The organism is Comamonas sp., from assembly GCF_009360615.1.
Taxonomy (GTDB): Bacteria; Pseudomonadota; Gammaproteobacteria; order Burkholderiales; family Burkholderiaceae_C; genus Comamonas.
The window spans coordinates 48,044-61,249 of the sequence record NZ_SPEY01000012.1 but is presented as its reverse complement, the minus strand read 5'-3'; the positions used below and the strand labels follow the sequence as shown (position 1 = coordinate 61,249).

The 13,206-nt window shown below is 65.0% G+C and carries 11 protein-coding genes; 1 reads left to right on the top strand and 10 read right to left on the bottom strand.

Annotated elements, in window-relative coordinates; translation table 11 throughout:
- The 4 genes from purH to E2583_RS03015 form a co-directional block, all read right to left on the bottom strand.
- Positions 1-1,009, bottom strand: a 1,009-nt coding sequence (purH, locus tag E2583_RS03030; RefSeq protein WP_291593115.1) for a bifunctional phosphoribosylaminoimidazolecarboxamide formyltransferase/IMP cyclohydrolase, incomplete at its 3' end; no start/stop codon positions are given.
- Positions 1,010-1,095: 86 nt separating this feature from the next.
- Positions 1,096-1,329, bottom strand: a complete 234-nt coding sequence (locus tag E2583_RS03025) for a Fis family transcriptional regulator (RefSeq protein ID WP_003051481.1) — start codon at positions 1,327-1,329, stop codon at positions 1,096-1,098.
- Positions 1,326-2,390 carry a tRNA dihydrouridine synthase DusB gene (gene dusB / locus E2583_RS03020; protein ID WP_291593112.1) on the bottom strand — a complete coding sequence of 355 codons (1,065 nt, stop codon included), beginning with the start codon at positions 2,388-2,390 and terminating at the stop codon, positions 1,326-1,328. The genes E2583_RS03025 and dusB overlap by 4 nt, the downstream gene beginning before the upstream one ends.
- Positions 2,391-2,542: 152 nt before the next feature.
- On the bottom strand, positions 2,543-3,331 hold the full coding sequence (locus E2583_RS03015; protein ID WP_291593110.1) for a M15 family metallopeptidase: 789 nt from the start codon (positions 3,329-3,331) through the stop codon (positions 2,543-2,545).
- A gap of 155 nt (positions 3,332-3,486) precedes the next feature.
- On the opposite strand from E2583_RS03015, the gene E2583_RS03010 reads away from it, so the two are divergent.
- Complete coding sequence (locus E2583_RS03010; protein ID WP_291593109.1) at positions 3,487-4,008, top strand: YqaA family protein; 522 nt, start codon at positions 3,487-3,489, stop codon at positions 4,006-4,008.
- Between the two features lies 1 nt (position 4,009).
- Here the strand turns inward: E2583_RS03010 and E2583_RS03005 are convergent, their stop codons facing one another.
- From E2583_RS03005 to E2583_RS02980, 6 genes are all read right to left on the bottom strand, one after another.
- The gene (locus E2583_RS03005; protein ID WP_291593107.1) at positions 4,010-5,380 is read right to left on the bottom strand and encodes a carbohydrate porin; all 1,371 of its coding nucleotides are present in this window, start codon (positions 5,378-5,380) and stop codon (positions 4,010-4,012) included.
- Positions 5,381-5,610: 230 nt separating this feature from the next.
- A complete protein-coding gene (locus E2583_RS03000) occupies positions 5,611-6,231 on the bottom strand; it encodes a response regulator (protein WP_291593106.1) in 621 nt (206 codons plus the stop codon).
- Positions 6,224-7,324 carry an ATP-binding protein gene (locus E2583_RS02995; RefSeq protein WP_291593105.1) on the bottom strand — a complete coding sequence of 367 codons (1,101 nt, stop codon included), beginning with the start codon at positions 7,322-7,324 and terminating at the stop codon, positions 6,224-6,226. Before E2583_RS02995 ends, E2583_RS03000 begins: the two co-directional genes overlap by 8 nt.
- Positions 7,325-7,413: 89 nt before the next feature.
- Complete coding sequence (locus E2583_RS02990) at positions 7,414-8,751, bottom strand: TolC family protein (protein ID WP_291593103.1); 1,338 nt, start codon at positions 8,749-8,751, stop codon at positions 7,414-7,416.
- A 28-nt stretch (positions 8,752-8,779) separates the two neighbouring features.
- The gene (locus E2583_RS02985) at positions 8,780-11,950 is read right to left on the bottom strand and encodes a CusA/CzcA family heavy metal efflux RND transporter (RefSeq protein WP_291593102.1); all 3,171 of its coding nucleotides are present in this window, start codon (positions 11,948-11,950) and stop codon (positions 8,780-8,782) included.
- Positions 11,947-13,092, bottom strand: coding sequence for an efflux RND transporter periplasmic adaptor subunit (locus tag E2583_RS02980; protein WP_291593101.1), 1,146 nt, complete (start codon positions 13,090-13,092; stop codon positions 11,947-11,949). Before E2583_RS02980 ends, E2583_RS02985 begins: the two co-directional genes overlap by 4 nt.
- Positions 13,093-13,206: the final 114 nt, after the last annotated feature.

Genomic DNA, 13,206 nt, shown 5'->3' with positions numbered 1-13,206 from the left:
CGACGAACTGCTTGGACACGGCTTCGGCAGCGGCCTTGTCCACGGCGCGGTTGAAGGCGATGATGCCGCCGAAGGCGCTGGTGGGGTCGGTCTGGAAAGCCTTGGAATAGGCGTCAAAGGCATTGGCGCCCACGGCCACGCCACAAGGGTTGGCGTGCTTGACGATCACGCAGGCAGGGGTGTCGAAGCTCTTGACGCATTCCCAGGCCGCATCGGCGTCGGCGATATTGTTATAGCTCAGCTCCTTGCCCTGCAGCTGCACGCCCGTGGCCAGCGAGCCGGGAGCGGGGTACAGGTCGCGGTACCAGGCGGCTTGCTGGTGGCTGTTTTCACCATAGCGCAGATCCTGGATCTTGACGAACTGGCTGTTGCTCTGGCCTGGGAACAGATCCCGTGCAGGCACGTATTCCTCGCTGAGCTTTTCGTCTTCGAACTTGACCGAGGACAGGTAGTCACTGATGGCACCGTCGTACTGGCTGATGCGGTTGAATGCCGCCACGGACAGTGCAAAGCGCAGCTTGTCGGACAGCTTGCCGTTCGCCTTGAGTTCGGCCAGCACAGCTTCGTACTGGTCGGCGGCGGTCAGAACGCCCACGTCTTTCCAGTTCTTGGCAGCGGAACGCACCATGGCGGGGCCGCCGATGTCGATGTTCTCGATGGCGTCGGCCAGGGTGCAGCCTGCCTTGGCCACGGTGGCTTCGAAGGGGTAGAGATTGACCACCAGCAGGTCGATGGTCTCGATGCCATGTTCCTTGAGCGCGGCCATGTGCTCGGGCAGGTCGCGGCGAGCCAGCAGGCCGCCGTGCACCATGGGGTGCAGGGTCTTGACGCGGCCATCCAGCATTTCGGGGAATCGGGTGACTTCAGCGACTTCGGTCACGGGCAGGCCCTTGTCGGCCAGCAGCTTGGCAGTGCCACCGGTGGACAGCAGCTGCACGCCAAGAGCGTGCAGGGCCTGCGCAAATTCGACGATACCGGTCTTGTCAGAGACGGAGATCAGAGCTTTCATGGGCGTCAATTCAAAGTTTGGATAAAAACAAGCTGCAAGTGCAGATGGATCGGCGCTTGCAGCTATGGATTCGGTAGCCTCGTCGTTCAGAGCAACTCGTGATCGACCAGCTTTTTGCGCAGGGTGTTGCGGTTCAGGCCCAGCCATTCGGCAGCGCGCGACTGGTTGTTGTCGGCCTGGCCCATCACCACTTCCAGCAGCGGTTTTTCAACCAGACGAATCACCATGTCGTAGACATTGGCCGGTGTTTCGCCCTCGAGATCGCGGAAATAGCCCTCCAGGCTATCGCGAACGACTTGTTCTAAATTCTGATGGCTCATGCAGTCATTTCTGCGGGTTCGTCCAGCTCGCTGCCTGTTTCAGCAGCGGCCGTGGCCGCCGGGATCCTGTCCATCTGCTGCCCCAGGGCATCCAGATAGTCGGCCACGGCCTGCCATTGCACCGCGCAGTCCTCAATGGTGTTGATGTATTGTCTGAACTCTTCCCCACCCGGCAAAGCACGCAGATACCACGCAATATGCTTGCGGGCGCTGCGCACGCCGACTCCCTCGCCGTACAGGCTGTAGTGGTCCTGCAGATGCTCCAGCAGCAGGCGACGCAACTCGACCACCAGAGGCGCAGCCATATGCTCGCCCGTGGCCAGAAAATGCGCAATCTCCCGGAAGATCCACGGCCTGCCCTGCGCTGCGCGGCCGACCATGATGGCGTCCGCTCCCGTATAGGCCAGTACATCGCGGGCTTTTTCAGGGCTGTCGATATCGCCGTTGGCCACCACCGGCACCTTGACGGCCTGCTTGACGGCCGCAATCGTGTCGTATTCGGCAAAGCCCTTGTAGCCCTGCTCGCGTGTACGACCGTGCACCGTCAGCATCTGGATGCCGACCGCCTCGAACTGGCGCGCCAGCAAGACAGCATTCTTGTGCGTGTCACACCAGCCGGTGCGCATCTTCAGGGTGACAGGCACCTCGTAGGGGCGCGCGGCCTCGACCACGGCCTGGGCAATCTCGACGGCCAGCGGCTCGTTCTGCATCAGGGCGGAGCCCGCCCATTTGTTGCAGACTTTCTTGGCCGGGCAGCCCATGTTGATGTCGATGATCTGCGCGCCGCGCTCGATGTTGTAGACGGCGGCTTCGGCCATCATGAGCGCTTCGGTACCGGCAATCTGCACGGCAATCGGCCCGGGCTCGCCTTCATGGTTGGCACGGCGGCTGGTCTTGAGGCTGTTCCACAGATCCTTGCGGCTGGTCACCATCTCGCTGACCGCATAGCCTGCACCCAGGGCCTTGCACAGCTGACGAAACGGCCTGTCCGTCACACCCGCCATGGGAGCGACAAACAGACGATTTGCCAGTGGAATATGACCAATGTGCAGGGCGGGCATGGGAAACAGGGCTTCAGCGGCAGACGAGGTCTGGCGCAAAGCGGGCGCTGGAAAAGAGGGCCAGATTATACCTGCCCAAAATTTCAGCAGAACCAAACGTCATGCATCACCCTGTGGCCCGGATCACTATCGGGCACTGCCGAGCAGGCACCTCAGTTCTTGCGCACCGGCAGGTCGAAGTACTGATCGGGATAAGGCTCGCCGACCAGCGTGTAGTGCCACCACTCCTCGGGCAGATTCTTCCAGCCGTTGCGCTGCATCAGGCTGCGCAGCCAGCGCCGGTTGTGCTGCACGTCGGGCGACTGCCGGGCATCGTCGGTATGCGACTGCTCGTCAAACAGATCGAAGGGGGTGCCCATGTCCACCTCGATGCCGTCGGCCAGCGGACCGCGCACCCATTTGCTGGCACGCCGGGCGTCCACCACCACCAGCGTCATGTCCACGGTGCTGGCACGGCTGTGGCCCGACTTCTCGGCAATATAGCCGCGCTTGAACAGTTCGCTCTTGGGCACGCGCGGGTAATACATGTCCTTGTTCTTCTGATCGGCCATATCGCGCCCCCAGCGCACAAAGTCGTCGACGGCTTTCTGCGGGCGATAGCAATCGTAGACCTTCAGGGCCAGGCCCTGCCCTGCCAGCTCGCGTTGAACCGCAGCCAGGGAATCGGCGGCTGCACGGCTGAGCCAGCATTCCCCGGCCTCATAGCCGGCCACGGGACGGCCCAGGAAGTTGTGGCGCGTGGCGTAGCGCATCTCCTGCCTGATGCCCGGAGCCCGCGTCGCCAGTGGCACCAGATCGGCCGTGACCGCAGTGGGCAGCCCGGCGTCGGAGGGAACCACGACTTGTATGCCATTGGTGCAACCGGCCGTCAACAGCAAAGCAGCCGCGAGGGCGGCCGCCTGGCTCGTTCGCGTCATTTTTTTCAGGGGGCTGAAAGCCATTCTTACTCCCGTTCATCTGGCGTTACCGGACAACCGCCGTGTACGCATTTGTAAAAGCAACCATACATCAGCGGCCTGCCACTGCGGCGTTTGGCGGCTCGATGACGGAAGGCAAAATTCAGGGAATTGGACGAGCCGCCTAAACTAGCCGCCCTATGGAAGCTTGGATTCATCAGTTGCTGCAATGGCTGGCCCTGCCAGAACTGGGCCTGAGCACCGTATTCGTCGTGGCCCTGGTGTCAGCCACCTTGCTGCCGCTGGGGTCCGAACCCGTGGTGGCCGCGCTGGTCTCGGCCAACCCCGATCTGTTCTGGCCCGCCATTGTGGTCGCCACGGTGGGCAACACACTGGGTGGGGCCATCAGCTGGTGGATGGGTCTGGCCGCCAACCAGGCGTGGAACAAGGCCAGGAAGCTGCGCCGGCATGGAGACCCCCTCCCCCAGAACATGCACCACAAGTCGCGCTGGAACCGCATCGCCCGCTACTGGCTGCGAAAGTACGGTGCCAAGGCCTGTCTGCTGAGCTGGCTGCCCGTCGTGGGCGACCCGCTGTGCGCGGTCGCCGGCTGGGCACGGCTGCCTTTCTGGCCCTGCGTCGCCTTCATGGCGATTGGCAAATTCCTGCGCTACACCCTGATGACGGCAGGCCTGCACCAGATCATCCTGCGGTTCTTCTAGATCAGAATTCGGTGTGCAGGCGCACGGCCAGCGCGTTGACCGGTCCGCGATCCGCGTTGTACGCGGGGTTGCGGATATGCTGCCAGTCGAAGCTGATGCTGGAATTCCTGCCGATCCCCACGCTGTAGAACATCTCCACAATACTCTCGGGCCTGTAGTTCAGGCGCCCGTCACCAATGAACGGTCCCATCCCGCCCTCCGCCAGATACGTGCGGTGTCCGGGCGAGAGAAAATTGCGCGCCACGCCGATGCCCAGCGTGTCTTTCGCCCGTCCCCATCTCTGCCCCTGGATCAGCAGACCCGCAGACAGAGAGCGGTCGATTTCCGTGAAGGCATAGATTTCCGTCTTGCCATCGGCCCAGCTGCCACGGGCAAACAGACCCACGTCATCACTCAGCGCCTGCTCCAGGTTGATGCCGAAGCCAAGCTTGCTTCTGGCACCGTAGCGCGCACCATTCAGATCCGGCACCGCCCCGGTCGGCGCCGCCAAGTTCAGTGCATCTTCATAGCGCGTCATCACGGCGTGATTGCGGAAGACCAAGGCCCGCACCTTGCCCGGCTGTCCTGCCAGCGTATGCGCGTGGGCCACTTCCAGCTGATCTCCATAGTGCTTGAAAAAGCGATAGTCCAGCGGCTGCCCGTTGGGCTCCCGTGGCTGGATGAAGCGACCGAAGCGCACCTCCCAGTCATCATGAAACCACTCCAGCACCGCCCCCCAGCTGTAACCCCGGGCATCTGCGGCGTAATCGAACGCACCTTGGGTCATCAGCGACCAGTTCATGAACTGCGTGCGCGGATCATGGCTGTAACGGTTGTCGTCAAAGATATCGGTGACTGCAAGGTTGCCCACGGTGAGCACGGTACGGCGCTTGTCCACCATGCCTGCGAGCTGCCTGGCCTCCGACTCCACCGCCTCTTGCTCGCCGCCATGACTCCAGGTCTGGCGCAGGAAGGCCCGGGCGCGATAGAGCTTCAATCTTGCCCCCGAGGTTTTGGCCAGTTCACCATTGGTAAAGCCGCCCAGGCCCGTCAGTCCCGACAGAGGAATGCCCTGCGCGCCTTCCAGATCAAGATAGACCTCCCCCCCGGCCCAGGGACGGTAGCCGAAAGAGGCAGTGGTCGTGAAGGAATAGCTGCGTTCGCGCCCCGGACCCAAGCTTCTCTCCCCGGTGTAGGGTGCCCCGAAGGACGGCTTGCGCTGCCAGACATAGGTAGCCTGAAGCTTGGCGTTCCACTTTTCCGGCTCCGTGATTTCTTCCCCTGCAGCATCAGTTGCCGAGGCTGCGGATGCAGCTTCTTCTCGGCCTGCAGGGACTGGCTCTGCGCTTTTCTGCGCATGAGCACTCAGCCCCCCCATCAAGCACCAGAACATCAAACTGCCTGTGCAAAGCCTGCCGAAACCAAATTTGTTGTTGAATGTTCTTTGCTGATGCATCGACCGCTCCTCGCGAACCCGCCATTGTGTACCGGCAAACCCGCGCGCTCCATAAAATTCATGCGCAATCAGCACGCGGACACCGACACGAACAATTTTTACGTTTGCCCCAGGCAGTCGTGGCATCTGCGGTGCCTGCGCTCTGACGGCCAGTCAGGAGCCCGCCATCAGCGAATGCTCAGCTTCTCCATCATGCGCACCAGCTCCGCCACCGAGCCGGCCTCCATCTTGCGCATGGCTTGAGAACGCCTGACTTTGATGGTGATTTCGCTGACATCCAGCTCTGCCGCAATCTGCTTGTTGAGCAGGCCACGCACCACGCCAATCAACACGGACTGCTCCCCACCGGACAGCGAACTCCAACGCGAATGCAACGCCAGCAACTGCCCTTCCTGCGCACGGCGCTGGCGGTCCAGCGAAATACCTTGCTGTATGGCATCGAGCAAATCCTGATCGCGAAACGGCTTGGTCAGAAACTCTATGGCCCCGGTCTTCATGGCCTCCACGCTCATGGGTATATCGCCATGGCCGGTGATGAAGATGGTGGGAAAGCGCAGCCCCTGCTCCAGCATCTGGCGCCTGAACTCCATACCGCTCTGACCCGGCATGCGAATGTCCAGCACCAGACAGGCAGGCCCCTCGGGCGGGTTCCGCTGCAGATGGGCGAGAAAGTCGCGCGTCGCGCCGAAGGCGGATACGGCCAGCCCCACGGAGAGCAGCAAATCCTCGATGGCCGCGCGCACCGAGGCGTCGTCATCGATCACATACACGGTTTCGGGTTCAGCCAAGCTTGTGTCCTCCTGCTGCGAGCTCCCCCGGAGCAACGAAAGCCGCAATGGTCACATGAAACACTGCACCGCTGTGCCCATCTTCACGCTCGGTCGCCCAGATGCGACCTCCGTTGGCCTCGGCGATATCGCGACTGATGCTCAGCCCCAGCCCCATGCCCTCATGCTTGGTGCTCCAGAAGGCGTCGAACAGATGTCTCTTGGCCAGCGGCGACAGTCCTTCGCCCGCATCGGTGACGGTCAGCACCAGTTGCTGGCCCAGGGCCTGGGTCGCCACGGCAATGCGCCGCCGCACGGCCGGCGTGTCCTGCATGGCATCCATGGCGTTGAGCAGCAGATTGCCCAGGACCTGCAAGAACTGCACACGGTCGCACCAGGCGGGCGCCAGACCTGGAGACAGCTGCAGGTCCATGGCAATGGCGCGCAGGTTCAGGTCCGCGCCCGACAGATTCACCATCTCGCGCACCGCCTCGTTGAGGTCGAACTTCTGCTTGCTCGGGGCCTCGCCGCGCGCCATGGAACGGATACGCTCAATGACCTCGCTGGCGCGGCGCGCATCGCTCAGGATGCGCTCCAGCGCCTGCCCGGCTTTTTCGAGATTCGGCGGCTGCTGGGCCAGCCAGCGCTGGCAGGCATTGCCGCTGGTGACGATGGCGGCCAGCGGCTGGTTGACCTCATGGGCGATCGAGGCCGTCACCTGCCCCAGACTGGTGGCCTGGGTGATGCGCAGCAGCTGTGTCTGGGCCGCGTGGGCTGCATTCTGGGCAGCCACCATCTTCAGGCCCAGATAGGCCGTGATGACGATGGCCAGGATGCTGATGCCCGTGTTGATGAGTCCTGTGCGGTAGGCTCCGGCCGGCGTCAGCGCAAAGCTGGCCAGGGTCAGCGCTATGCACAGTGCCGTGACGCCGATCACCACGCGCTGTCTGAACCAGCGCACCGCCACGAGGATGACCGCCGTGTGGAACACGGCAGCGGCCACCGCATACTCGGTCAGCGTATCCAGCGCGAAGATGGCCGCCATGGCTGCGGCCAGCGCGGCCAGGATCAGGACCCGGCGCAGATGCAGAAAGCGTTGCGGTTCGGCGGTCATGGCATGCAGGGCGGAGTTCAGGGCGTGAAAGACCCGCCGATTGTGGCGCAAGATGCGCGCACGCCAGCGCATTCCGCCCACAGCGCTGATCACAGCGCGGGCCGCTGGCCGATGCTCAGCTGCAGATCGACCGTGGCCTTGGCCAGATCGGCATCGGCCTGCAGATAGCCGAGGTAGGCATCATCGGCCGAGCGCTGAGCCGACAGCAGCTCCAGCAGCGAGGCCTGCCCGTGGCGGTAGGACAGGCGAATGCTCTCGAGCACACGCTGCGCATCGGCCAGCACATTGCTGCGATAGCGCTCCACGTTCTCCCGTGCCGCCGCGAAACGGAAGTAGGCCGAGCGCACATCGGCCTCGGCCTTGTGCTGCGACTGCTGAAGCCCCAGCATGGCCTGGGTCACGGCGGCCTCGGCCTGCAGCACCTCGCCGCGGTTCAGGCGCGAGAACGGAATGGGCATGCTGACCGAGACCGACAGCATGCGCGAGCGATTGCCCGCATCGAAGGCCGCCCCCTGGGCGTCCACACCCGCAGATGTGGCAGGTACGGCGGTCAATCCCACCGCCAGCGTGGGATTGACCCAGCGGTTGGCCTGGGCCACGCCGGCGTTGTCGCGCGCATTCTCCAGCGTGGCCTGGGCCACGCGCACGTCGCTGCGCACCTTCAAGGCCTGGGCCACCAGGGAATCGATGCTCTTGCCGTTCGCAAAGGGCTGGAAATCGCACTGCAGCTCCTCGGAGCCGAAGACCTCCGAGAGCTTGCGCCCCAGCGGCACGCTCAGTGCCAGGCGCGAGGCCTGGGCATCGGCGCGCGCCTGGGTCACATCGGCCTGGAACTGGTCACGCTCCACGCGCGACTGCCGCCACTCCACGGTGCCGATGTCGCCGGCCTTGCGCCGCACCTCGTTGGCCTTGACCACATCGGACAGGGCCCTGAGCGTCTGTTCCTTGCGCTCCAGCGCCTGGTGGTCGCGACAGGCCTGGGTGAAGTCCAGGGCCGCATCGGAAAACAGCTGGGTGCGGAAGCCCTCGACGCCGGCCTCGGCCAGCCTCACCTGGCTGCGTGCGGCGCGGATACGGGCCGAGCGCTTTCCGCCGGTCTCCAGCTCCATGCTGAGTTCGTAGGTCCGGTTCAGCGGACGCGGCAAGCCGGTCCTGACCTGTTCGCGCGCAGCACCCAGCGAGAGCTGGGGATCGGGGCGTATGCCCGCGATGCCGACTCCGGCCTGGGCCGACACCACGCTCTGTTGCTGGGACTGCAAGTCCGGACTGTGCCGCTCGACGGCGCTCAGATAGTCCGCAAAATTCAGGCCCTTGGCTGCCGACAGCGTCGGAGCCTGCGCGGCAGTCTGCGCCTGCGCAGCGCCGCACAGGCCCAACGCTGCCAGCAGCAGGGTCAGGCACTTCAGGGAAGAAACAGGAAATTGCATGCTATGTCCAGTTGGATCGGCCACCCGCTCAGGGAGCCATGCGCTCCGCAGCGGCAACAGCCGTCACCGGGCTTTCGCTTTCATCGTCGAGTTCACCGCGCTCGGCCGCTCGCCGGCGCCTGCGCTCTGCTGAGCGCTGGGCACGCAGCTCGATCACGTAATAGAGATTGGGCAGCAGCAGCAGCGTCAGCAAGGTGGCGCTGACCAGACCGCAGACCACCACGGTGGCCAGGGGCCGCTGCACGTCGCTGCCCAGGCCTGTGGCCAGCATGGCGGGCGTGAGCCCGAAGGCCGCCACGGTGGCCGTCATCAGCACCGGACGCATGCGGCTGGATGCCCCCTCGCGCACGGCCTCGCGCAGCTGCAGCCCTTCCTCGCGGCGCAGCCGGTTGATCTGCGAGACCATGAGCACGCCCGACAGCACGGCCACGCCGAACAGCGCGATGAAGCCCACGGCGCTCGAGACATTGAGCGTCATGCCGCGCAGATGCAGCCCTGCCAAGCCGCCGATCATGGCCAGCGGCACCACGCCCAGCACCAGCAGCGGCTGGCGCAGATTGCCGAACTCGCCGAACAGCAGCACCAGCATGATGCCCAGCGTCAGCGGCAGAATGACCAGCAGCCGCGCCTCGGCGCGCTGCAGGTTCTCGAACTGGCCGCCCCACTCGACATGGGTCTGCTGGCGGTCGTACCGGAGCTGGGCATCGAGGGCCTCGTGCGCATCCTTGAGGAAGCCTGCGAGATCGCGGCCGCGCACATTGAGCTTGACCAGGATGTGGCGCTCGCCGCCCTCGCGCACGATCACGCTCTGGCCCACCGTGGTGCTGATGCGCGCCACGTCGGCCAGCGGCACCTGGGCGCCGTTGGCTGCGGCCAGGCGCAGCGCACCGATGGCCTCGGGGTGGCTGCGCGTGCCGGGCGCGAAGCGCACCGTCATGTCGTAGCTGCGCTCGCCCACATAGAGCTGGCCTATGGAGGCCCCGCCCACGCCCGTGGAGATCAGCTGGGCCACATCGGCCGAATTGATGCCGTAGCGCGCGGCAGCCGCACGGTCCAGGTCGATGCGCAGATTGGGCAGCGGCGGCTCGATGTCCACGGCCACATCGGCTGCGCCGGGCACCTTGGACAAAATGCCCACCATCTCGTCGGCCACACGCCGGCCCTCGCTCAGATCCTGGCCGTAGACCTTCACGGTCAGGTCGCTGTGGGCGCCCGAGAGCTTGTCCTGCACGCCGTCGATCATGGGCTGCATGAAGCCCACGGTATAACCCGGCATCTGCTCGAAGCGTTCTGCCATCCTGGCGATCAGTTGCTGCTTGTTCAGGCCCGACTTCCATTGGTCGTAGGGATGCAGGCCCACGCTGGCCTCGATGTGCGATGGCGTCCAGTAATCGGTGCCGTCGTCGTTGCGCCCGGTCTGGGTCACGATATAGGACACCTCGGGAAACTCCAGCGTGGCCCGGCGCAGCGCGTCGGCCATGTCACGCGCCTTGTCCAGCGTGATGCCTGGCGGCATCTGCACTTGCAGCCAGATCGAGCCCTCGTCCAGATAGGGCAGGAAGTCGCGGCCTATGGTGCCGGCCAGCAGCACCAGCGCCACCAGCGCCGCCGCCACGGACCCTGCCAGCCAGCGCATCTGCCCCACGGCGACGCCGAGGAATCGGTCATAGCGCACGCCCAGGAAGCAGAGCACGGGGTTGTGGAAGATCTTGCGCGGACGGCGAAAGGCCAGCCAGGCCAGGCCCGGCGTGAGCAGCAGCGCCACAGCCAGCGCCCCCACCAGGGCCGCCCCCACGGCACTGGCCATGGGCGAGAACAGCTTGTACTCGATACGCTCGAAGCCGAACAGCGGCAGATAGGCGGCTGCGATCACGCACATGCCGAAGAAGATGGGACGCGCCACCTGCAGCGTGGCCGCGATGGCATCGCGCGGCGTCAAGGGCTTGTCCTCCTGGGCCTCGCGGCGGCGCAGAATGTTCTCGACCACGACCACCGCACCGTCGACCAGAATGCCGAAGTCGATGGCTCCCAGAGACAGCAGATTGGCCGGTATCCTGGCGTGATGCATGAAGACGAAGGCCAGCAGCAGCGCCATGGGAATCGTCAGGGCCACGATCAGCGCTGCGCGCGGGCTGCCCAGGAACAGCAGCAGCACCAGGGTCACGACGATCATGCCTTCGGCCAGGGTCTTGCCCACGGTATGCGTGGTGCGCTCGATCAGCGTGGTGCGGTCCAGATAAGGCACCACCTTGACGTCGGGCGGCAGCAGCTTCTCATTGAGCTCCTTCACTGCGGCATGAATGCCTTCCAGCGCCTTGGAGGGGTTCGCATCCTTGAGCAGCAGCACGATGCCCTCCAGCGTGTCGGAATTGTCGTCCTTGCCCAGGATGCCGCGGCGCTCCACATTGCCATAGGTCAGTCGTCCCAGGTCCTTGACCAGAATCGGCGTGCCGCTGTCCGAGGTCCTGACCACCACATTGCCCATGTCGTCGAGTGATCTCAGCAGGCCCACGCCGCGCACCACATAGGAGACCTCGCCGCGGTCCATGACGCTGCCGCCGCCGCTGGCATTGTTGGCATTGATGGCGTCGATCACCTGGGAGAGGGTCAGCCCGTACTGCAGCAGGCGCGCGGGATCGAGCTCAAGCATGAACTGCGTGGTCAAGCCACCGAAATTCGTCACGTCCACCACGGACTGGGCCTTCTTGAGCCGCGGAATCACCACCCACTGCTGCAGCTCGGACAGCTCGCGCAGACTGTGCGTAGCGCTCTCCAGCGTGTAGCGGTAGACCTCGCCCGTGGGCGAGCTGTAGGGGTCGAGCGCAGCGCGCGCGCCATAGGGCAGATCGACTTCGTCCATGCGCTCCTTGAGGCGCTGGCGCGCCCAGTAGCCGTCGACCCCGTCCTCGAACACCACCGTGATCAGCGACAGGCCGAACAGGCTGCGCGAACGCAGCACATGCATGGACGGCGTGGCCAGCAGCGCACGCTCCAGCGGAATGGTGATCTGCTGCTCGATTTCCTCGGCCGCCAGGCCCGGCACCTGGGTGACGATCTGCGAGGTCACATCGGCGATGTCGGGATAGGCCTCGAGCGGCAGTTGCTTCCAGCTGAACCCGCCATACAGGGCCGCGAAGATGAAGATCAGCCACACCACGCCGCGGCGGGCAAAGCCGAGATGTACGATGCGCTCGATCATTGCAGCAGCACTCCACCGTTGACGACGATGCGCTCGCCGGCCGCCAGACCCGCGCGGATCTCCGCCTTGCCGTCCTGCTGCACGCCGACCTGCACGTCGCGCGGCTCAAAGCGCGCGCCCTTGTCCGTGCGGCCCTTGTCCACGAACACCCGCGTGCTCACATGGCCCTGGAGCAGCGCCGTCGTCGGCACCATGAGGGCATCGCGACCGGGGCCGTCGAAGCTCACGCGCGCAAACATGCCGGGGCGCAGCCGCCCTTCGCGGTTGTCCACGGCCACACGCACCTTGACGCTGCGCGTGGCGGTGTCGACGATCTCGCCCACATATTGCACACGGCCTTCGAGCTTGAGATCGGGATAGGCGGTCAACGCGATATGCGCCTCCTGGCCCACGTCCACATGGGCCAGGTCGCGTTCGGGCACGCTGGCGCTGAGCCAGACCTTGCGGAGGTCGGCCACGGTCATCACCGAAGCATTCACATCGTTCCAGTACCCGCCCTGAGAGCCGGCCATCTCCACCACGCGTCCGCTGATCGGCGACTTGATCACATAGCTGCCGCGCGAGCTGGCCTGCACCTCGGCGCCCAGCTGGGCCAGGCGATCGGCTGCCGCGCGTGCATCGGCGCCTGCCGCAGCCAGGGATTGCTGCGCGGCCTCGTAGTCCTTGCGCGCTGCGATCTCGGCGTCGAACAGCAGCTTCTGGCGGTCGAACTCCTGCCGTGCCAGCAGCAGCGCAGACTGGGCCTTGGCATGGTCGGCCCGAGCGCCCGAGATATCGGAGGAGTCCATGGTGATCAAGGCCTCGCCAGCCCTGACCGGATCGCCCAGCTGCCGGTGCAGACGCACCAGCCGGCCTGCGACCGGAGGCGTGATCCTGACCAGCTTCTCGGGCTCGGCCTCGATACTGGCCGGCGCGGAGATCAGGGTCTGGACCTGCTCCTGGCTGACCTGGGCCAGCTGCAGTTGCGCCAGCACCGGAGATTGCGGCGGCACCACGAGCAGACTGCCTTCGCGGTGCAGCGCCGTCTGGCTGGCGGCAGCGGCGGCCGGAGGCTGTTTGTCACCGTTGCAGGCAGCGAGCGCCAGGCACAGCAGCAGGCAGGCAGGCCGCAGGGGACTGCAGGAGTTCAGGACTGGTTTCATAAGCGGCAAACATGGGCATCGATAGGGCCAGGGCAGGCCCGGGATGGTTCCTGCATCAACCCGCAACTTCCTGATTACAGAAGCGTCGGCTCTGCAAGACAGAGGGAGGCAGAG

Bases quoted from the DNA above. Each gene is read 5' to 3' on its own strand.
- E2583_RS02985 (WP_291593102.1), bottom strand. From the start codon at position 11,950: ATGATCGAGCGCATCGTACATCTCGGCTTTGCCCGCCGCGGCGTGGTG.
- E2583_RS02995 (WP_291593105.1), bottom strand. From the start codon at position 7,324: ATGACCGCCGAACCGCAACGCTTTCTGCATCTGCGCCGGGTCCTGATC.
- E2583_RS03005 (WP_291593107.1), bottom strand. From the start codon at position 5,380: ATGTTCTGGTGCTTGATGGGGGGGCTGAGTGCTCATGCGCAGAAAAGC.
- E2583_RS03015 (WP_291593110.1), bottom strand. From the start codon at position 3,331: ATGGCTTTCAGCCCCCTGAAAAAAATGACGCGAACGAGCCAGGCGGCC.
- dusB (WP_291593112.1), bottom strand. From the start codon at position 2,390: ATGCCCGCCCTGCACATTGGTCATATTCCACTGGCAAATCGTCTGTTT.
- E2583_RS03010 (WP_291593109.1), top strand. From the start codon at position 3,487: ATGGAAGCTTGGATTCATCAGTTGCTGCAATGGCTGGCCCTGCCAGAA.
- E2583_RS02980 (WP_291593101.1), bottom strand. From the start codon at position 13,092: ATGAAACCAGTCCTGAACTCCTGCAGTCCCCTGCGGCCTGCCTGCCTG.
- E2583_RS02990 (WP_291593103.1), bottom strand. From the start codon at position 8,751: ATGCAATTTCCTGTTTCTTCCCTGAAGTGCCTGACCCTGCTGCTGGCA.
- E2583_RS03025 (WP_003051481.1), bottom strand. From the start codon at position 1,329: ATGAGCCATCAGAATTTAGAACAAGTCGTTCGCGATAGCCTGGAGGGC.